This window comes from Micromonospora sp. M71_S20, assembly GCF_003664255.1.
Taxonomy (GTDB): Bacteria; Actinomycetota; Actinomycetes; order Mycobacteriales; family Micromonosporaceae; genus Micromonospora.
Genome location: NZ_RCCV01000002.1, coordinates 404,209 through 423,257, shown reverse-complemented (window position 1 = coordinate 423,257; position 19,049 = coordinate 404,209). Strand labels below are relative to the sequence as shown.

Below are 19,049 nucleotides of genomic sequence, written 5' to 3'. Positions count from 1 at the left end.
GACCGTATCGGCACGAGTGAACGTCAGAGGAGGTGGCCCCAATGGAGAGCATCTACATCTGCGAGCGTCCGGCGGCGCTGCCCGCTGCCGTCGCTCCGCTGTCGGCTGTCCGGGTGGCCCTCGCCGCTGCGCGACCGTCGGTTTCCCAGGTGCACCGGGTCGAGACTCAGGCCGAGCTGATTCTCGCCACCGCGCCGAACGGAATCCAGGGGACCAGTGGCTTCACGGGCAAGGGCGTCGATGCTGTCAAGCGTCACATGGACGTCCGCGGAGTTCCACCTCGAGGTAGACCGGTCTGATCCTCAGACCAACGGCTCACCTCGAGGCCGCGGAACCCGCTACCGGGATCCGCGGCCTCAGTTTTTTGCCCGCCAAGTACGTCGGAAATGCGATCCACGAGATCGAAGTGAGAGAGAGGTGACCGGGCGATGAGTCTGGCGTTGGCCCCGCTCGACGTGAGCGTCGAGGTGGAGGCGAACCTGCCCTGCCGGAAGTTCGACCCCGACCTGTGGTTCTCCGACTCGCCCGCCGAGCTCGAGCTGGCCAAGTCGCTCTGCGGGGACTGCCCGCTGCGCGTCGAGTGCCTGGCCGGGGCGGTGGAGCGGGCCGAGCCCTGGGGCGTCTGGGGCGGCGAGATCTTCGAGCGTGGCGCGGTCGTCCCGCGCAAGCGGCCCCGTGGCCGTCCGCGCAAGGAGGACCTCGCCCGCGACGCGGCGCTCCGGGTCGAGGCCGAGGCACGACTGGCGGCCAGTGGGCTGTCCGAGTCGCGCACCACGGTCCGGCTGGCGGCCTGACATGCACCCGATCCAACCCACCCACGCCGGTGTCACGCCGGCGACGAGAGAGCTGACCACCATGCTGAACGTTCTTGACGGAGTCGCCGAGATGCAACTACTTCACGAAGCGTTGTCCCGGGCTCGAATGCGCCGGCCTCAGGCCGGTCGTACCACCACGAGCACTGAGGCAACCCTTTCCGCCCGTACCGTCGCCATGAACAGCCGCAACCGAGCGGCGCGCGACCTGGGCGTTCTCTAGTACCCCACCGATTGTCGAGGGGCGGTGGCCGGATTCCGGCCACCGCCCCTCGACGCGTTCCGCGCCACCGCGCCACCGCGCCACCGCGCCACCGCGCCACCGCGCCACCGCGCCGGCCGGCCGGCCGCTCAGTCGGCCCGGCCGCTCAGCCGCCCGCGGGGGGCCGCCCGGCCGACGGGGCGAAACCGGGCAGCCAGCGCTCCAGGATGCCCCGGTAGGGCGCCTTCGCCTCCAGCTGGCAGAGCACGCCGATCGAGCCGAGCGTCACCCGGTGGATGAGCAGGTACGACGGCGGCAGGTTGAGCTGCCGGCTCAACTGGTACGCGGGGGAGCGGGGGCTGGCCAACCGGGTCGCCTCCGTGCGCAGCCAGGCCCGGGTGAACCGGAACTCCTCGGCGGCGATGGGCTCCAGCATCGGACGCAGGAAGTCGAGCACCGCCTCGGCGTCGATCTCCTCGGTGGGGCCGATGAAGCCCTCCGAGCGCAGGCCCGCCACCACCTCGTCGGCGTCGCCCCGCAACGCCAGCGCGGCGATGCGGCCGATCGGCTCGGGCGTGCCCTCCGGCATCCGGGCCACCGCGCCGAAGTCGATCACGCCGAGCCGGCCGTCCGCCAGCAGCCGGAAGTTGCCCGGGTGCGGGTCGGCGTGCAGCAGCCCGGCCCGCTGCGGCGCGGACAGGTGCAGGATCGCCATGAGCCGGCCGGCCTCGTCGCGCTGCTCCTCCGTGCCCTCGCGGATGATCTCCGCCAGCGGGGTGCCCTCCACCCACTCGGTGACCAGGACCCGGGGCGACGCCGAGACCACCGCCGGGATGTGGATCTCCGGATCGTCCGCGTACGCGGCGGCGAAGGCGCGCTGCGACTCGGCCTCCAACTCGTAGTCGAGTTCCTCGGTGATCCGTTCCCGCAGCTCCGCCAGGAGCGGCTTGACGTCCAGCCCGGGCTGGATCGCCCGGAACATCCCACCGAGGCGGGAGAGCTGCTTGAGGTCGGCGAGCAGGGCGTCACCGGCGCCCGGGTACTGGATCTTGACAGCCACGTCGCGGGACTGCGGCGCGCCGGAAGGCCCGTAGCCCGGCTCCCGCCACACCGCCCGGTGCACCTGGCCGATGCTGGCCGCGGCGGCGGGGGTGTCGTCGAACTCCACGAACCGGTCCCGCCAGTCCGGGCCGAGCTGCTCGGCGAGCACCTTGTGCACGCTGGCCGCCGGCAGCGGCGGCGCCGCCTCCTGGAGCTTGGTGAGGGCCTGCCGGTAGGGGGCGGCGATCTCCTCGGGCAGGGCGGCCTCGAAGACCGACAGCGCCTGGCCGAACTTCATCGCACCGCCCTTGAGCTGCCCCAACACGCTGAAGAGCTGCTCGGCGGTGCGTTGCTGGATCTCCGCGGAGATCACGTCGGAGGCGAGCCCCGTGACGCGCTTACCCATGCCGAGGACGGTCCGACCGGCGAAGCCGAGCGGCAGAGCGGCGAGCTTGGCGGTCCGGGACACGGCCCGGCGCGGGATGTCGGTCACCCGGCCATTGTTACCGACTCCGGGGGCCCGCGGCTGCTCTGCCGCCGGGCTGGGTGCCCGTCCCCGCCTTCGGGGGCGTCACCGGCGTCGTCGCGAACATCCGCAGGAGGGGTGCGGCGGCCACATCCGGCGGCGGAGCCGCCCCGCCCCGGTGATCTCCACCGCACAGCCCAGGGTCTCCGGGGTGCCCCCGTCGAGCTGGGCCAGCGCCTCGGCCGCCGCGTACGCCCCGGCCGCCAGCAGGGTCGCGGTGGCACACGCCTGCTCGCCGGCGCCCGTGGCGAGCTGGGCGGCCAGCGCCGGCCAGTCCGGGTCCCGGTCCGCCCGGTGCAGGTCGAGGCAGTTCAGGCAGGGGCCGACGGGCGGGCGGACGAGCGGGCCGACCACGGGCACGCCCTCCCGGAGGCCGAGCAGCAGGTGCGGCTGGCGGCGCTGGGCGTGACCGGCGGCGAGCAGGGCGGCCGGCCGGTCCGTGCCGAGCTGGACGACCAGGTCGACCCGGCCCCGCCGGAGAGGGCCCGTGCCCGTGCCGGGGGCGGCCCGCTCGACGGCGTCGCGTACCGCCCGGGCGAGCGGACGGCCGAGTGCGGCGGCCGGGATGCCCGTGCCGACCAGGTCCGCCGGCCGCACCGGGCCGGCCAGGTCCGGGTGCACGTGCCCCACCCCGGCCTGGGCCAGCGCCAGGGCGACCGGGGCGCCGAGGCGGCCGGTGCCGTTGACCACCACCCGGGCGGCCAGCCGCCGGCGCAGCACCTGGGCGGGCGTGCCGGGCAGCCGCGCCGCGGCCAGGGCGAGCGCCCCCGCCTCGGCGGTGAGCCGGGCCCGGGGCGGGCCGGCCAGGTCCTTCGGCAGCAGGGTGTGCGCAGGCACGACCAGGCCCGCGGCCCGCAGGGCGTCGAGCAGGGCGCGGGCCTCGTCGGGGGCCACCTCGGCGGCGACGGCGTGCGCCAGGACCAGCCGTTCGCTACGGGTGCCGTCGAGCAGGTCGAGCAGGCGGGCGGCCCGGGGATCGGCGATCTCCAGCAGTACGGCGCGGCCCGGTTCGACGCCGAGTTGGAGGGTGTGGCGGTCCCGCCAGAGTCTGGTGAGACCCGGCAGCAGGGTGGGACGGGGCAGGGTGGCACGGCGCATGACACCGATCGTGACCGTGTCCGTGCTCACCGTCGGTCGTTGTCCACAGGTGCGCCGTGCCCTGTCCAGGGTTGTCCACAGGAAATTCTGGGATATCCACAACTCGCCGGTAACCATGTCGGCGAGCCGACAGTGCGCGACCGGGTACGCGGGCGGATCGGATGTGGTGATGCCGGAGGGGGCGGCCGACGGCCGCCCCCTCCGGTGCATCCGTACGGGTCAGACCTTCGCCTTGCCCAGGATGCGGTTCACTGTTGTGCCGCAGACCGGACACTTGCCCTTGGCCATGTTCATCCCGGTCTTCGAGACCTCGACGCGGCCCTCGAAATCCCGCTTCTCCTTGCACTTGACGCAGTAACCGTTGTAGGTCTGGGCCTGGTCGGCCACGGTGCCCTCCTCGTCTCGTCCGCCGGCCGATGCCGTCCCGGCGGGGGTTCCCGGCGGCGGGCCACTCGGGCACCGGCGCTGGGGTCGTTCTCCCACGGCCACGCTCGTGACCGCTGGTCCGCGGACCCTACCCAGGTGCGGGCGGTTCCATGTCAGCTGTGCTTCGTCACTGTGAGCAAGTCGACGTCGAGAGTGTGCATGGCGAATTACGTCGGATAAGTCAGTTTGGCGCGGACACGCCGACCGAACCCGGTCAGATGCCCCGTGCGGGGCACCCCAAGCTGCACCCGCAACGGAGATCACCTAACGTGGAGGGGGCGCCCCGCCGCATCCGACGGAGGCCACCGGTGCCACGCCCTCCGCACCCGCGGACGGCCGCCACGAAGGGTGACGGCGACGAATCACCGTGGCTCGGCAAAGATTTTTTGGGACTCCTGCCGACCAATCACCATTTTCCGGGCGAGTGTCGGGGTGTTGACCCTTGCGGACCCCTGGTCAGTACGCATTAGCTTTCCTTCGTGACAGGAATCCGAGGCTGCGCGGCCCGCTGATGGCAGGGGTGCGGAAGCCGGTCGTCGAGGTGCGGCGCAGCCAGCGTCGGCGACGCACGGTGTCCGCGTACCGCGACGGTGAACGGGTCGTCGTCCTCATCCCGGACCAGTTCTCCCGGGCCGAGGAGAGCGAGTGGGTCGACCGGATGCTCGCCCGGCTCGCCGCCCGGGAGGGGCGCCTCGCCCGGTCCGACGCCGAGCTGCTCGCCCGGGCCACCCGCCTGATCAAGCTCTACCTCGCCGACCACGGCACGCAGGCCGTACCGACGAGCGTCCGCTGGGTCACCAACCAGAACGGCCGATGGGGGTCCTGCACCCCCGACGACGGCACGATCCGCATCTCGCACCGCATCCGGGACATGCCCGACTGGGTCATCGACTACGTGCTCATGCACGAGCTCGCGCACCTCATCGTGCCCAGCCACAACGCCCGGTTCTGGGCCCTCGTCGCGCGCTACCCGAAGTCCGAGCGGGCGCGCGGCTACCTGGAGGGCGTCGCGGCGGCCTCCGGCACCCCGCTGACGGACTGACCCCAGCGCCTCCTGCCGGCGCTGCCGGCAAGACCTTGGTACGAAGCGGCCCCTCCAGGGGCTCGTTCCTGCCAAGATCTCGACGCCGCCTCCCGCGCCCGTCGCTCGTGGCTCGTGGCGCGTCCGGTTAGGGTCGTGGGGTGGGCCGACGTGTGGTGGTGGCGTTGCTCGGACCGGTGACCTGGGCGCCGCCCGGTACCGACCCGGTGGACTGGCGGGCCGCGCTCGCCGAGGACGTGGTCGACCTGCTCGCCACGCTCAACGAGGTGGAGACGGCCGTCGCCGTCACCCCGGCGGATCGGGGGCTGGCCGACGCCGTGGTCTGGCCGGACACGGCCGTGTACGAGGTCCCCGAGGCGACCCCGAATGCCGTCTTCGCCGCCCTCGCCGACACCGGCTACGACCAGGCGGCCGTGATCGCCGGCGACGCGCCGGACGTGCCGGGCCTGACCATCGGCAAGCTGCTGCGCCCGCTCACCACCCGGCCGGTCGCGGTCGCCCCGGTCGAGGGCGGTGGACCGGGGCTGCTCGGCGTGGCCACGCGGCTGCCCGTACCGGCGTGGCTGCCTGCGCTGGACCTGGACACCGCGCGGCCCGCGGCCGTGCGCGCGGCGGCGCCGCGACCCGGCGACCTGGCGGTGACCCCGGCCTGGCGACGCCTGCGTGGGCCGGACGACCTGGCCTTCCTCGACCCGGCGGTGGAGGGCTGGGAGACCACCCGCGCCCTGCTCTCCGGCACCGCACAGCCCCGCTGAGCTGCTGCGGACGGCCAACCCGGCGGTCCCGGCGCGACGTCGACGGCGACCCGGTCGTGGCCGACGGCGACACGGTCGTGGCGGCCGACCGCGCACCGGAAGCAGCCCGCGCCCCCCGGGACCTGGCCGGGCACCCCGGTCACGACCCCCGTCGATCGCCGGCAGGGGCCGCCTGACCCGGGCGGGTCGGGCGGCCCCTGCCGGCGGACAGGTCAGGGCGGGCGTCGCCGTCCTCGGGCAGGTCAGGGGCGGGTGTCGCCGTCCTCGGGCTCGTCGTCCGGGCGCCGCTGCTCCGGCTCGCCCGGGGCCTTCTCCTCCGGGCCGCCCGGCGCGCTGAAGTCGAAGCTCTCCAACTCGCCGAGGTCCCACTCGGACATCGCGAAGGCGACCGGGTCGGCGAAGTCGTCGTCGGAGGGGAGCAGGTCGGGGTGGCCCCACAGGGCGTCCCGGCCGGAGATGCCCCGGTGCTCGGTCAGCGCCGCCCAGAGCGCCGCCGCCTCGCGCAGCCGGCGCGGACGCAGCTCCAGGCCGACCAGCGCCGCGAAGGTCTGCTCGGCCGGGCCACCGGCGGCCCGGCGGCGGCGGAACGCCTCGCCGAGGCTCACCACGTTGGGCAACCGGCCGCTCGCCGCGCTGTCGACCACGTGGCACACCCAGCCCTCGACCAGGGCCAGGGCGGTCTCGAGCCGGGCCAGCGACGCCTTCTGCGCCGGGCTGTCCTCCGGCGTGAAGATGCCCTCCAGCGCGATCGCCTGCATCGACTCCGGGTCGGTCGGGTCGACCCGCCCCATCGCCTCCTCGATCGCCTCCCGGTTGACCCGGATGCCGGCGGCGTACATCTCCACGGCGTTGAGCACGTGCCCGCGCAGCCACGGCACGTGCTGGAAGAGCCGCTGGTGGGCGGCCTCACGCAGGGCGACGTAGAGGCGCACCTCGTCCTCGGGCAGCTCCAGGCCCTCGCCGTACGCCCGGATGTTGGCCGGGATCAGCGCGGCCGTGCCGGCCGGGCCGAGCGGCAGCCCGATGTCGCCGGCGGAGAGCACCTCCGCGGCGAGCGAGCCGAGCGCCTGGCCGAGCTGGCCGCCGAAGAGCGCGCCACCGAGGGTGGCGACCATCGACTGCATCGGGCCGAGCTGGGCGCGCGCCTCCGGCGGCACCAGGTCGCCCATCGCGCCGACCATCCGGCTGGCGACCGGGTCGCAGAGCTTGCGCCAGACGTCGAGCGTCTTGTAGATCCACTCGTTGCGGTTCCAGGCCAGCGAGGTCTGGATGCCCGAGGGCAGGGCGGACGCCGGCTCCAGCCACAGGTCGGCGAGCCGCAACGCCTCCTCCACCGCGTTGCGCTCGAAGGGCGACACCGCCGGGTCGCCCGCGGCGGCGAGTTGGCTGGCGGCCACCTGCCGGGCCAGGTCCCAGTTGACCGGCCCGCTGCCCGACGCGGAGAGCAGGTGCTGCAACTGCGACATGAACTGCTGCATCTGCGCGGGATCGTTGGGGTCTGGTGGTTGCCCACCCGGGAGCGCGAAACCGAACGGAATATCAGGCACGACGTCTACGGTACGCGCGCCGCGCCCCAGGTAGCTGCCGCTGGCGTTGCGCTGAGGGCGAAGTCGCGATTCACCCGCCGGAGGCCCCGATCCCGGTCGGTACGCTCTGCCGCATGAGACGTCGCGGCGTGACCGTCCTGCTCGGTGCTCTGCTCACCGCTCTGCTCAGCATCGGCGTGCTCGGCGCGCCCATCCCGTACGTGGTGCTCGGCCCGGGGCCGACCGTCAACACGCTCGGCAAGGAGAACGGCAAGGAGGTCATCCAGGTCACCGGCCGTGAGACGTCCACCTCCGCCGGCCAGCTCCGGCTGACCACGGTCGGGGTGCAGCCCTCGGTCAAGCTGCGCTCGGCGATCCAGGGCTGGTTCTCCGACGACGAGGCGGTGGTGCCGCGCGAGCTGGTGTACCCGCCCGGGGAGACCCGCAAGGAGGTCGAGGAACGCAACGCGGAGGACTTCAAGGTCTCGCAGACCAGCGCGGAGACCGCGGCGCTGCGCGAGCTGGGGTACCCGGTGCAGGTGGTGGTCAAGACCGTCGCCGCCGACGGCCCGGCGGCCGGCGTACTCAAGCCCGGCGACGTGCTGACCTCGGTCGACGGGGAGCCGGTCCCGTTGGCCGCGCGCCTCACGGAGCTGATCAGGGCGAAGCCGGCCGGGACCGCGCTGGAGCTCGGCTACACCCGCGACGGCGCCGCCGCGACGGCGAGGGTCACCAGCCGGGAGCAGGACGGGCGGCCCCGCATCGGCGTCGAGATCGAGCAGCAGCAGCCGCACCCGTTCACCCTGAGCATCGACCTGGAGGACATCGGCGGGCCGAGCGCCGGCCTGATGTTCGCCCTCGGCATCGTGGACAAGCTGACCCCGGAGGACCTGACCGGCGGGAAGGTCATCGCCGGCACCGGCACGATCGACGACGCCGGCCGGGTCGGCCCGATCGGCGGCATCGCCCAGAAGCTGGTGGGCGCGAAGGAGGCCGGCGCGGTGGCGTTCCTGGTGCCGGCGGCGAACTGCGCCGAGGCCGTACGCAACCCGCAGCCCGGGCTGCCGCTGCTGAAGGTCGGCTCGCTGGACGAGGCACTGACCACGCTGGAGACGCTGCGCGCCGGGGGTCAGCCGACCCGCTGCTGACCATGGGCGCGGGCGTTTCCGGCGTACGTGACGGGCCCGCACCGGCCGCCCGTCCGTCGACGCCTCCGCCGCGCGGCGCGACGCCGTGTGACCTTGGACCGACACGTTCAGGAACACCCCGTACTCTAGGTGCCTGGTCGGAGCCGATCACATCGAGCGTGCGGAGCCAACAGTGGTCATGAAGAGCAGCAGCCCCCTGCCGAGGATGAGCCGACGCGGACGCGTCACGATCGGTGTCCTGGTCGGGGTGTTCGTGCTCTTCACCCTGCTCGGCTGGGGTGTCCAGGCGTGGACGGACTGGCTGTGGTTCGACGAGGTCCGCTACACCGGGGTCTTCACGGGGGTGCTGACGACCCGGCTGCTGCTCTTCTTCGTCGTCGGCCTGGGCATGGCGTTGTTCGTCGGCGGCAACCTCTGGCTGGCCCAGCGGCTGCGCCCCCGGATGCGCCCGCACTCGCCGGAGCAGGCCACCCTGGAGCGTTACCGGATGCTGCTGAGCCCCCGGCTCGGCCTGTGGATCGCGCTGGTCGCCGCCGTGGTCGGCCTCTTCGCCGGGCTGTCGGCACAGAGCCGGTGGAACCAGTGGCTGCTCTTCCGCAACGGCGGGGACTTCGGCGTGAAGGACCCGGAGTTCGGCATCGACGTCGGCTTCTACGTCTTCCAGCTGCCGTTCCTGCGCTACCTGCTCGGGGTGGGCTTCACCGCGGTGGTGCTCTCCGTGATCGGCGCGCTCGCCGTGCACTACGTCTTCGGCGGAGTCCGCCTCCAGGGCGTCGGCGACCGGATGACCAACGCCGCCCGGGCCCACCTGAGCACGCTCGTCGCGGTCTTCGTCCTGCTGAAGGCGCTCGCGTACGTGCTGGACCGGCGCGCGATGCTGCTGGAGTACGGCAACGGCCCCGTCTACGGCGCCGGCTACGCCGACGTCAACGCGCTGCTGCCGGCCAAGGAGATCCTCGCCTACATCTCCATCGTCGTGGCGATCGCGATCATCGTCTTCTCCAACGCCTGGATGCGGAACCTGGTCTGGCCGGGCATCTCGCTCGCCCTGCTGGGCGTCTCCGCCGTCGCCATCGGCGGCATCTACCCCTGGGCGGTGCAGACCTTCGAGGTCAAGCCCAGCGCGAAGGAGAAGGAGGCGCCGTACATCGAGCGGAGCATCAAGGCCACCCGCTCGGCGTTCGGCCTGGAGGCGGCCACCACCACGCCGTACGCGGCGAGCAACCTGACGCCGCCGGCGACCCTCGCCACGGACACCTCCGTGGTGCCGAACATCCGGCTACTCGACCCGCAACTGGTCTCCGAGACGTACACCCAGCGCCAGCAGGTCCGGCAGTTCTACGACTTCGGCGAGAAGCTGGACGTCGACCGGTACGGGGTCAACGGCAAGGTGCAGGACTACGTGGTGGGCCTCCGCGAGGTCAACTACCGGCAGCTGACCACCCAGCAGAACACCTGGATCAACCGGCACACCGTCTACACCCACGGCTACGGGCTGGTGGCGGCGCCCGGCAACCGGGTGGTCTGCGGCGGCCAGCCCTTCTTCGTCTCCGGCTTCCTCGGCGACCCGCAGGAGCAGCAGAAGGAGCAGGGCCAGCAGACGACCGAGCAGTGCGCCTCGCAGACCGAGCAGATCGCCGCGAAGCAGCCCCGCGTCTACTACGGCGAGCGGATGGACGCCAGCGACTACGCGATCGTCGGCCAGACCGACCCGGCGCGGAAGGCGGAGTTCGACCGCCCGGTCGGCGAGGGCGGCGAGTCCTACACCTACACCGGTGAGGGCGGCGTCGAGATCGGCTCGTTCACCCGGCGGCTGCTCTACGCGATCAAAGAGCAGGAGTCGAACTTCCTGCTCTCCGACGCGGTCAACGACAACTCGAAGCTGCTCTACGTGCGTAACCCCCGCGACCGGGTGGAGAAGGTCGCCCCGTTCCTCACCCTCGACGGCGACCCGTACCCGGCGGTGGTCGACGGCCGGATCCAGTGGATCATCGACGGCTACACCACGGCGGCGACCTACCCGTACGCCGAGCGCGTCAACCTCCAGGAGCAGACGGCCGACGAGCTGACCGGGCGGGGCACCTTCCAGCTCGCCCGCGAGAACGTCAATTACATCCGCAACTCCGTGAAGGCCACCGTCGACGCGTACGACGGCACGGTCCGACTCTACGAGTTCGACGAGACCGACCCGGTGCTCAAGGCGTGGAACAAGGCGTTCGGCGGCGACCTGGTGGTGCCGAAGGCGGAGATCCCGGCCGAGCTGGCCGAGCACTTCCGCTACCCGGCCGACCTGTTCAAGGTGCAGCGCAACCTGCTGACCCGGTTCCACGTGACCGATCCCGGCGCCTTCTACTCCGAGACGGACTTCTGGCAGGTGCCGAACGTGCCGGACGCCCCCGACACCGGCCAGAAGCAGCCGCCCTACTACCTCTTCACGCAGTTCCCCGGCCAGGAGTCGGCACGCTTCCAGCTCACCTCGGCGGTCACCCCGAACGGCCGGGAGAACCTCGCCGCGCTGATCTCCGGGTCGTACGTGGACGGGCAGCCGAGGCTGGAGGTGCTCGACCTGCCCGACCAGACCCGGGTCTCCGGCCCGGTGCAGGTGCACCAGTCGATGACCAACAACGCGAACATCCGGCAGCAGCTCAACCTGCTCCAGTCCCAGCAGGCTCAGGTGCAGTACGGCAACCTGCTCTCCCTGCCGTTCGGCGACGGCATGCTCTACATCGAGCCGGTCTACGTGAAGACCGCCGCGCAGAACGCGCCGCCGCTGTTGCAGCGGGTGCTGATGTCCTACGGCGACGGCGGCTCCTACGTGGTGCTGGCCAACAGCGTGGCCGACGGCATCAAGCAGCTCGTCGAGCAGGGCAAGCAGGCCGCCGCCCCGGGCGCCCCGCCGCCCGCCGGTGGTACCCCGCCGCCGGCCGGGGGCACGCCGCCGGGTGGGACCGCACCTCCGCTGACCGGTGAGCTGGTTGAGGCGGCGAACCGCGTCCAGACCGCCATCGCGGAGGTCCGGGCCGCGCAGACCTCGGGCGACTTCGAGCGGTACGGGCGCGCGTTGAAGGCGCTCGACGAGGCGCTCACCGCCTTCCAGCAGGCCCAGCGGGCCGCCACCGGTGCCACCCCGGCCTCCCCGACGCCCGGCGCCAGCGCCCCGGTCTCCCCGGCACCGGGCGGCAGCGCCACACCCACCCCGGGCGGCTGACCCGCACCACCACCCTCGCGGCGCCCCCGGCCGACGGACCGATCCGGTCCCGACGCCGGGGGCGCTGTCGCGTTCGCGACCACCGGCCGGGCGGCCGCAACCCGCCGCCCCGTGGCGCCGTCTCTCCTGCAAGATGCGGGTTCGACCGGGAAGCGTGGGTCGGAGACATGAGAGACGCGACGAGCTTCGACGAGTTCTACCGGAGCACCTCCCGACGGATGCTCCGCTACGGCTACGCCGTGGCCGGTGACCACACCGAGGCACAGGACCTGGTGCAGGAGGCGTACGCCCGGGCCTGGCGGCAGTGGGCCGGACTGGCCGCCCACCCGGCGCCGGAGGCGTGGCTGCGGCTGGTGGTGGCCCGGCTGGCCACCGACCGGTGGCGCCGGTTGCAGGGTTGGCGCGCGGCGCTGAGCCGCACCGGGCCGCCCGAGCCGGTGCCGCCGCCGAACGAGGACGCCGTGCTGCTGGCGGGCGCGCTGCGTCGGCTGCCGGCCGCCCAGCGGCAGGCGCTCGCCCTGCACTACCTCCTCGACATGTCGGTGCAGGACATCGCCCGCGAGACGCGGGTGCCCGCAGGAACCGTCAAGTCGTGGTTGTCGCGGGGGCGGGCGCGGCTGGCCACGCTGCTGCCCGGCCTGCCCGCCGAGGAGTTGGAGGCGAACGATGTCGCGTGAACTGTCCGATCTCTACCGGTCGCTCGCCGAGGACGCCGACGGCCGCACCCTGGCCGTCCCCGAGGACCTGCGCAGGCGCGCCGACCGGCGGGCGCGGCTCCGGATCACCGGCGCCGCGCTCGGGACGGCCCTGCTGGTCGGAGGGCTGGCAACCGGCACCGGGCTGGTGCTCGCCGAGGAGCGCGACCCCCTGCCGCCGCCCGCCGCCGCCCCGCCGCCGGCGACCGTACCGGCCTCACCGACCGCGTCCGCCCCGCCGACCGCCACCCCCGCGCCGAGCGCTACGCGTACGCCGGCGGCCACGCCGGGACGCACCGGCGCCGCGCCGCCCCGAGCGCCCGGCAACGTCCCGGACCGGGCGTTCTTCGTCCAGGCGGCCGCGAACCGGACGGGCATGGAACCGGTCTTCCGGGACACCGACGCGCTGCCGGCGCTCTGCGACGCCCGCTACCGCAGCGACGCCAGGATCGTGCAGCGCCGCACCCGCAACCTGGCCTACAAGCTGCCGCAGACCCCGCAGGGGTACGTCCCGGACGGCAGCTACGCGCATACCGTCACCCTCTACCGGCCGGGCCGGGCCGACGACTTCCTCCGCGAGCTGCGGGCGGCGGTCCGGGACTGCCCCGCGCAACCCGGGGTGGGCGGCGGCAACGTGTCGACCTCCCGACTGCGGCTGCTGGCCGACGACGGCTTCGGCGACGGGTCGGTGCTGTTCGAGATCCGCACGCCGGCCCGGGACGTCGACGGCAACCCCACGGGCGGCGACGAGGTCCGGCTGGTCCGGGCGATCCGGGTCGGCGACGTGGTGACCGTGCTCTGGGAGCAGGGCTGGGAGGGCACCTCCTCGACGCGGTCGCAGGTCGACGCCGACAGCCGGCGGGCGGTGGACGCGATCGAGGGCTGGCTGCGCTGAGGCGTACGCCCGCCCGGGCCTGCCGGACCCCGAACCCGTCCGGCCGGCGAAACGCGGGCCCGGGTGAGGGTCCCGGGGTCGTTTTGCGGCGACGGGGGTCGGTGGGATACGGTGTACGAACCGACGCGGGGTGGAGCAGCTCGGTAGCTCGCTGGGCTCATAACCCAGAGGTCGCAGGTTCAAATCCTGTCCCCGCTACCACGTCGGAACGGCCCCGGACCTCAATCCGGGGCCGTTCCGCATTTCCGGGCCACCCACTGCCCGACGATCCTCCGGCTGGTTCTGGTTCTGGTTCTGGTTCTGGTTCTGGCTCCCGGTCCCGGCGCTGGCGCTGGCTCCGAGCTCCTGGCCGCTTGCCGTCCACCGCTGGGCTCGGACCGCCGCAGGCGTCCCGGATCGTGCGCCACTGGGTTGTGCGTCCGCCGCTCGGCCGCGCGTTCGTCGCCGTGGTGGCCGTTCGCGTCCCGGCGTGACCGGTCGCGGTTCTCGCCGCCGGTGCCGCTTCCGCTCGCTGCGGGCCGGACGGATCACGTGACGCCGGTCACTGCGCCCGATCACTGGCGCGGTGGACGTCTGAGGTGTGGCGCATCTCCGCCACAACCAAGTGCGCCGGTCCAGCGAACGGTGATCAGGACGTGATGGACCTCAAAACGCCTGGATAAGGTCCATGACGTCCTGATCACCGTTCGTTCGCGCGAGAGAAGGCGACGCGCTCGCGCCAACGGAGGTGGCTCGGAAGCGGGCCGAGATGTTCCCTCACAGCCACCGCGGTCGGTCGCGGCGGGAGCCGGGCTGGGGCGTCGGGTGTCGGGGGTCGGGCGCCTCGCGCCGGCCTCCGGCGCCGGTTTGCGCTGGTCAGGGCAGGTTCCACCGCGGGATCGGGGGTCCGCTGATCATCCTGGCGCCAAGTGCGCTAGAGTTAACGAGCCGACGCGGGGTGGAGCAGCTCGGTAGCTCGCTGGGCTCATAACCCAGAGGTCGCAGGTTCAAATCCTGTCCCCGCTACCACGTCGGAGAGGCCCCGGAGATTGTCTCCGGGGCCTCTCCGCATCTCGGCCTCCGGCGTCGGCGTCGACGTGTCGCACCGGTCGACGCGCCCCGTCGCTGTGCCACCGGACGCGGGCCGGCCGGTGCAACGGTGCCGGCTGATCGAGCTGGAGATCGTCCCGGGCAAGGCCAACCGGGCCCGCCTGGGGCGGGGCGGGCCGGTCGGTAAGAGCGGCTGGCCCGGGACATCCAGGACTCCGTGCTCCAGGTGCTTGCGGCGCCGGGCGCGGACCGGCCGGCGGAACGATGCCGGGGGCGGACCGGCCGGCGAACGGCTCCAGGCCCGGGCTGGCCGGAGGAACGCTCCGGGCGCGCCTGGGCGCGGCGCGGATTCCTCGTCGACCGACGTGCCGAGGTTGCGGTTGTCGGCGAAGATGTGGGCATGTCTTTCTTCGGTAAGTGGTGGGGCCGGTTGACCGCCGTCCTCGGTGCGGTCGTGCTGTCGGTGTTCGTGCCCGTCGCGGCCTGGGCGTCCACCGGCACGGGTGAACTCGTGGTGGAGGCCGCACGGCGCCGCCGCGGTGGCGGCTTCGGCTTCATCGGCCTGCTCTGCTGCCTGGTCGTGGTCGCCGGCGTCGTCTTCCTCCTGATGCGCATGATGCGCAACCGCCGGGGCGGTCCGCCGCGCTGACGCGGCCCGCCGGCGCGACGGTGGCCCCGCCGCGCTGAGGGGGGCGCCTGCGTGAAGGTGTCCCGCCTCGGTCGAGGCGGAGCATCGGACCCGGCGTTCCTGTCGGGACAGCCTCGCGGTGACCGGCCCTAGCCGGCCAGCGCCGCGTTCGCCTGGGCCATGAAGCGGGCCGTCGCCGCCCGGGGGCCGGTTTCGCCGCCGCGAATGCCCTCGGCGGCCTCCAGCAGCAGCGCCCGCACCCGGGTATGGCCCTGCGGCGGTGGGCTGGGCGCGGGACCCAGCCGGGCGGCCAGCGCGGTGCCGAGGGCCGCCGCGCGCCGCTGCACCGGATCGGTGATGCTGCCCTCGACGTAGCTGCGTACGGCGAGGCTGGGGCTGAGCCCGCGCTCGTGCCCGAGCACGCTCCCCGCCTCGCCGTTGCCGGTCAGGAAGTTGATCACGTCCGCGACCAGGGCGGGGTGCCGGGTGCCCCGGAAGGCCGCCCAGTACATCGACGCCCGGTGCCACTGCGCCTCCGGGGGACCCGGCATGGCGGCCAGGCCGAGTTCGGCGTCGGTGAGGCGCTGGAGTTCCGGCAACTGGTGCGACCAGGCGAACGAGGCGGCCGTGGCGCCGGTGACCACGAGCTGCCGGGTCGGCTCGCCGCCGTCGGCCTGCTCCACCAGTGCTGCGCTCGGGGTCGCCCGGCCGGACCGGGCCCGCCGCCACAGCTCGAACCACTCGATCAACGCGTCGGCGTCGAAGCCGAGCTGTCGACCGCGGTAGAACTCACCGCCCTGGCCGCGTAGCCAGAGCCAGAACGCCCGGGAGTCGCCGGACGGGTCCATCGTGCCGGCCACCCGGCCCTCGCTCACCCGGGTGACCCGCCGCGCCCAGGCGACGTACTCCGCCCAGGACATTCCCGTGCTCGGCTCGGGCAGCCGCAGCCGGCGCAGCAGCGTGCGGTCGTAGACCACGGCGGCGGCGGTCTGTGCCGCGGCGACGCCGACCGTACGGCCGTCGACCTGCCCGTACCGGACCAGGCCCGGAGGCAGGGTGCGCAGGTCGAGGCGATGGTCGGCGACGTACCCGCTGAGGTCCAGGACGATCTCGCGGCGGGCGTACTCGGTGAGCATGCTGTCGTCGAGCTGGATCAGGTCGGGCACGTTGCCGCCCGCGGCCTGGGTGGCCAGCCGGTCGTAGTAGCCGCCGGCGCCCTGCCAGGTGACCCGGAAACTGACGCGCGGATTGCGGTCGGTGTAGAGCCGCAGCACCCGTTCGGTGAGTTCGGCCCGCTTCGCCCCGCCGTACCAGAACACCGACAGCTCGACCGGCCCGGTCTCCACCGGGGCCGCCCGGCCCTCGGTGCACCCGGTGAGCCCGCCCGTCGCGAGCACCGGCGCACCCAGCATCGCGGCGAGCACCCGACGCCGGCCCGGGTCCGCTCCGGCGCGGGACAGCGGGGATCGGGCGACGGGCACGAAGAACTCCTGGCGGACCGGTGGGGTGGGCGGCCGGATCATTCACGCAGGCGCACGGAAGGGTGTCAACGTACGTCCGGCCACACCAGCACACCCCAGGCGTACGCATCGATGCCCGCAGCCACCGGCGGAGGCCGTACGCGGCCCGCATGGTGTACTAGGGCGCGTGGAACTTCTGCACTCGGGCAAGGTCAGGGACGTCTACGCCGATGGCGAGGACCTGATCCTGGTCGCCTCCGACCGCATCTCGATCTACGACGTGGTGCTGCCGACGCCGATCCCCGACAAGGGCAAGCTGCTCACCGCGCTCTCGCTGTGGTGGTTCGAGCAGCTGGCCGACCTGGTGCCGAACCACGTCATCTCCGCCACCGACGTGCCGGCGGAGTTCGCCGGTCGGGCGATCCGCTGCCGGCGGCTGGAGATGGTCGCGGTGGAGTGCGTCGCCCGGGGCTACCTGACCGGCGGCGGCCTGAAGGAGTACCAGCGCACCGGCGCGGTCTCCGGCGTCGAGCTGCCGCGCGGGCTGGTCGAGGCGTCCATCCTGCCCGAGCCGATCTTCACCCCGTCGACCAAGGCGCCGGTGGGGGAGCACGACGAGCCGATCACCTTCGCCGAGGTGGTGGACAAGGTCGGCGCCGAGACCGCCGAGCGGCTGCGCCGGATCACGCTCGACGTCTACCGCCGGGGGGCCGAGCTGGCCGCCGACCGGGGCATCCTGATCGCCGACACCAAGATCGAGCTGGGCTGGGCGCCGGACGGCACGCTGACCGTCGGCGACGAGCTGCTCACCTCCGACTCGTCGCGGTTCTGGCCGGCGGAGTCGTACCAGCCGGGCCGGGCGCAGTTCTCCTACGACAAGCAGTACGTCCGGGACTGGGCGGTGGAGAGCGGCTGGGACAAGCAGGCCCCGGCGCCCGAGGTGCCGGCCGAGGTGGTCGAGGCGACCCGGGCCCGCTACGTCGACGTCTACGAGAAGCTCACCGGCAACCCCTGGGACTGACCCCGGGCCGTCACCAGGGTTGCGACGAGTTCGCGGCCGGGCGACGCGGCGGTCAGTCCACCCAGTCGAGGGTGCGCTGGACGGCCTTGCGCCAGTTGCGCAGCTCCCGCTCCCGGTGCGCCGGTTCCATCGTCGACTCCCACTGCGCGTCGGAGCGCCACTGGGCGCGCAGCGTCGCCAGGTCCGGCCAGAAGCCGACCGCCAGGCCGGCCGCGTACGCCGCGCCGAGGCAGGTGGTCTCGGTGATCCGGGACCGGACCACCGGCACGTCGAGCACGTCGGCGAGGAACTGCATCAGCAGCCCGTTGGCGGTCATCCCGCCGTCGACCCGCAGCCGGCGCAGCGCCACGTCGGAGTCGGCGTTCATCGCGTCGACCACCTCGCGGGTCTGCCAGGCGGACGCCTCCAGCGCCGCCCGGGCCAGGTGCCCCTTGGTGATGTAACCGGTCAGCCCGGCGACCACCCCGCGCGCGTCGCTGCGCCAGTGCGGGGCGAACAGCCCGGAGAAGGCCGGCACGACGTAGCAGCCGCCGTTGTCGTCGACGGTGCGGGCCAGCTCCTCCACCTCGGGCGCGGTGGAGATCAGCCCGAGGTTGTCGCGCAGCCACTGCACCAGCGAGCCGGTGACCGCGATCGCCCCCTCGAGCGCGTACGCGGCGGGCTGGCCGTGGATGCGGTAGGCGACCGTGGTGAGCAGGCCGTGGGTGGAGGGGACCGGGCTGGCGCCGGTGTTGAGCAACAGGAAGCTGCCGGTGCCGTAGGTGCACTTGGCCTCGCCCGGCTGGAAGCAGGTCTGCCCGAACAGGGCGGCCTGCTGGTCGCCGAGCGCGCTGGCCACCGGCACCCCGGCCAGGACGCCGGTAGCCTCCCCGTAGACCTCGGCGGAGCTGCGGATCTCCGGCAGCATCGCGGCCGGCACACCCATCGCGTCGAGCAGCTCCGGGTCCCAGTCGAGGGTGGTCAGGTCCATCAGCAGGGTGCGGCTGGCGTTGGTGACATCGGTGACGTGCCGGCCGGTCAGCTTCCAGATCAGCCAGCTGTCCATCGTGCCGAAGAGCACCTCGCCTGCCTCGGCGCGCCCGCGCAGCCCGTCGACGTGCTCCAGCAGCCACCGCAGCTTCGGCCCGGCGAAGTAGGTGGCCAGCGGCAGCCCGGTGCGGGAGCGGAACCGCTCCTCGCCGTACGCCTGATCCAGCTCGCGCAGCAGCGGCGCGGTGCGGGTGTCCTGCCAGACGACGGCGTTGGCCACCGGCCGGCCGGTGGCCCGGTCCCAGACGAGCGTGGTCTCCCGCTGGTTGGTGATGCCCACGGCGGCGAGCCCGGCGGCGTCGGTGCCGGCGGCGTGCAGCGCCTCCCGGACCACCCGCTGGACGTTGTCCCAGATCTCCTCGGCGTCGTGCTCCACCCAGCCCGGCCGGGGGAAGATCTGCCGGTGCTCCCGCTGGGCCACGGAGACGATCTCCCCGGCCCGGTCGAAGACGATGCACCGCGAGGAGGTGGTGCCCTGGTCGATGGCGGCGACGTACTGGGGGGTCAC

Annotated in this window: 16 protein-coding genes and 2 tRNA genes; 12 read left to right on the top strand and 6 right to left on the bottom strand. The window is 73.4% G+C overall.

The genetic code is table 11. The features are described from left to right. The first annotated feature begins 41 nt into the window (after positions 1-41). On the top strand, positions 42-299 hold the full coding sequence (locus tag DER29_RS22825; RefSeq protein WP_121399714.1) for a hypothetical protein: 258 nt from the start codon (positions 42-44) through the stop codon (positions 297-299). 129 nt (positions 300-428) lie between these two features. Further along, a complete protein-coding gene (locus DER29_RS22820) occupies positions 429-794 on the top strand; it encodes a WhiB family transcriptional regulator (RefSeq protein ID WP_088998544.1) in 366 nt (121 codons plus the stop codon). Positions 795-1,180: 386 nt separating this feature from the next. On the opposite strand, the gene DER29_RS22810 is transcribed toward DER29_RS22820, so the two are convergent. The 3 genes from DER29_RS22810 to DER29_RS34700 all read right to left on the bottom strand — a co-directional run bounded on the left by DER29_RS22810 (position 1,181) and on the right by DER29_RS34700 (position 4,066). Next, the gene (locus tag DER29_RS22810; RefSeq protein WP_121399712.1) at positions 1,181-2,548 is read right to left on the bottom strand and encodes an AarF/ABC1/UbiB kinase family protein; all 1,368 of its coding nucleotides are present in this window, start codon (positions 2,546-2,548) and stop codon (positions 1,181-1,183) included. 78 nt (positions 2,549-2,626) lie between these two features. Further along, on the bottom strand, positions 2,627-3,679 hold the full coding sequence (locus DER29_RS22805) for a hypothetical protein (RefSeq protein WP_121400133.1): 1,053 nt from the start codon (positions 3,677-3,679) through the stop codon (positions 2,627-2,629). A gap of 219 nt (positions 3,680-3,898) precedes the next feature. Continuing rightward, positions 3,899-4,066 (bottom strand): DUF5679 domain-containing protein, encoded by a 168-nt coding sequence (locus tag DER29_RS34700; RefSeq protein WP_012014940.1) that lies wholly within the window; start codon positions 4,064-4,066, stop codon positions 3,899-3,901. A gap of 550 nt (positions 4,067-4,616) precedes the next feature. Between DER29_RS34700 and DER29_RS22800 the strand changes: the two genes are divergently transcribed. Further along, positions 4,617-5,147: a M48 family metallopeptidase gene (locus tag DER29_RS22800; RefSeq protein ID WP_121399711.1), complete on the top strand. Its 531-nt coding sequence runs from the start codon at positions 4,617-4,619 to the stop codon at positions 5,145-5,147. Between the two features lie 140 nt (positions 5,148-5,287). Then, complete coding sequence (locus DER29_RS22795; protein WP_121399710.1) at positions 5,288-5,902, top strand: hypothetical protein; 615 nt, start codon at positions 5,288-5,290, stop codon at positions 5,900-5,902. Positions 5,903-6,144: 242 nt separating this feature from the next. Here DER29_RS22795 and DER29_RS22790 read toward each other — a convergent pair whose 3' ends face one another. Further along, positions 6,145-7,380 carry a zinc-dependent metalloprotease gene (locus tag DER29_RS22790; RefSeq protein WP_121399709.1) on the bottom strand — a complete coding sequence of 412 codons (1,236 nt, stop codon included), beginning with the start codon at positions 7,378-7,380 and terminating at the stop codon, positions 6,145-6,147. Positions 7,381-7,562: 182 nt separating this feature from the next. On the opposite strand from DER29_RS22790, the gene DER29_RS22785 reads away from it, so the two are divergent. The 7 genes from DER29_RS22785 to DER29_RS22755 all read left to right on the top strand — a co-directional run bounded on the left by DER29_RS22785 (position 7,563) and on the right by DER29_RS22755 (position 15,052). Further along, positions 7,563-8,576 (top strand): PDZ domain-containing protein, encoded by a 1,014-nt coding sequence (locus tag DER29_RS22785; protein WP_121399708.1) that lies wholly within the window; start codon positions 7,563-7,565, stop codon positions 8,574-8,576. 178 nt (positions 8,577-8,754) lie between these two features. Beyond that, positions 8,755-11,784: a UPF0182 family protein gene (locus DER29_RS22780; RefSeq protein WP_121400132.1), complete on the top strand. Its 3,030-nt coding sequence runs from the start codon at positions 8,755-8,757 to the stop codon at positions 11,782-11,784. Between the two features lie 167 nt (positions 11,785-11,951). Next, on the top strand, positions 11,952-12,461 hold the full coding sequence (locus DER29_RS22775; protein ID WP_121399707.1) for a SigE family RNA polymerase sigma factor: 510 nt from the start codon (positions 11,952-11,954) through the stop codon (positions 12,459-12,461). Next, positions 12,451-13,374, top strand: a complete 924-nt coding sequence (locus DER29_RS22770) for a hypothetical protein (RefSeq protein ID WP_121399706.1) — start codon at positions 12,451-12,453, stop codon at positions 13,372-13,374. Before DER29_RS22775 ends, DER29_RS22770 begins: the two co-directional genes overlap by 11 nt. Before the next feature lie 124 nt (positions 13,375-13,498). Further along, positions 13,499-13,575, top strand: a tRNA-Met gene (locus tag DER29_RS22765). 730 nt (positions 13,576-14,305) lie between these two features. Then, positions 14,306-14,382 (top strand) — tRNA-Met (locus DER29_RS22760). Between the two features lie 421 nt (positions 14,383-14,803). After that, the gene (locus DER29_RS22755) at positions 14,804-15,052 is read left to right on the top strand and encodes a hypothetical protein (RefSeq protein WP_121399705.1); all 249 of its coding nucleotides are present in this window, start codon (positions 14,804-14,806) and stop codon (positions 15,050-15,052) included. Positions 15,053-15,180: 128 nt separating this feature from the next. Here DER29_RS22755 and DER29_RS22750 read toward each other — a convergent pair whose 3' ends face one another. Continuing rightward, positions 15,181-16,512: an ABC transporter substrate-binding protein gene (locus tag DER29_RS22750; protein ID WP_233600108.1), complete on the bottom strand. Its 1,332-nt coding sequence runs from the start codon at positions 16,510-16,512 to the stop codon at positions 15,181-15,183. Between the two features lie 166 nt (positions 16,513-16,678). On the opposite strand from DER29_RS22750, the gene DER29_RS22745 reads away from it, so the two are divergent. Next, complete coding sequence (locus DER29_RS22745) at positions 16,679-17,512, top strand: phosphoribosylaminoimidazolesuccinocarboxamide synthase (RefSeq protein ID WP_121399703.1); 834 nt, start codon at positions 16,679-16,681, stop codon at positions 17,510-17,512. A gap of 52 nt (positions 17,513-17,564) precedes the next feature. Here DER29_RS22745 and glpK read toward each other — a convergent pair whose 3' ends face one another. Then, complete coding sequence (glpK, locus tag DER29_RS22740; protein WP_121399702.1) at positions 17,565-19,049, bottom strand: glycerol kinase GlpK; 1,485 nt, start codon at positions 19,047-19,049, stop codon at positions 17,565-17,567.

Excerpts from the sequence above, each read along its gene's own strand:
- DER29_RS22775 (WP_121399707.1), top strand. The coding sequence starts at position 11,952 with ATGAGAGACGCGACGAGCTTCGACGAGTTCTACCGGAGCACCTCCCGA.
- DER29_RS22785 (WP_121399708.1), top strand. The coding sequence starts at position 7,563 with ATGAGACGTCGCGGCGTGACCGTCCTGCTCGGTGCTCTGCTCACCGCT.
- DER29_RS22770 (WP_121399706.1), top strand. The coding sequence starts at position 12,451 with ATGTCGCGTGAACTGTCCGATCTCTACCGGTCGCTCGCCGAGGACGCC.
- DER29_RS22820 (WP_088998544.1), top strand. The coding sequence starts at position 429 with ATGAGTCTGGCGTTGGCCCCGCTCGACGTGAGCGTCGAGGTGGAGGCG.
- DER29_RS22825 (WP_121399714.1), top strand. The coding sequence starts at position 42 with ATGGAGAGCATCTACATCTGCGAGCGTCCGGCGGCGCTGCCCGCTGCC.
- DER29_RS22755 (WP_121399705.1), top strand. The coding sequence starts at position 14,804 with ATGTCTTTCTTCGGTAAGTGGTGGGGCCGGTTGACCGCCGTCCTCGGT.
- DER29_RS22780 (WP_121400132.1), top strand. The coding sequence starts at position 8,755 with ATGAAGAGCAGCAGCCCCCTGCCGAGGATGAGCCGACGCGGACGCGTC.
- DER29_RS22805 (WP_121400133.1), bottom strand. The coding sequence starts at position 3,679 with ATGCGCCGTGCCACCCTGCCCCGTCCCACCCTGCTGCCGGGTCTCACC.
- DER29_RS22790 (WP_121399709.1), bottom strand. The coding sequence starts at position 7,380 with ATGCAGCAGTTCATGTCGCAGTTGCAGCACCTGCTCTCCGCGTCGGGC.
- DER29_RS22800 (WP_121399711.1), top strand. The coding sequence starts at position 4,617 with ATGGCAGGGGTGCGGAAGCCGGTCGTCGAGGTGCGGCGCAGCCAGCGT.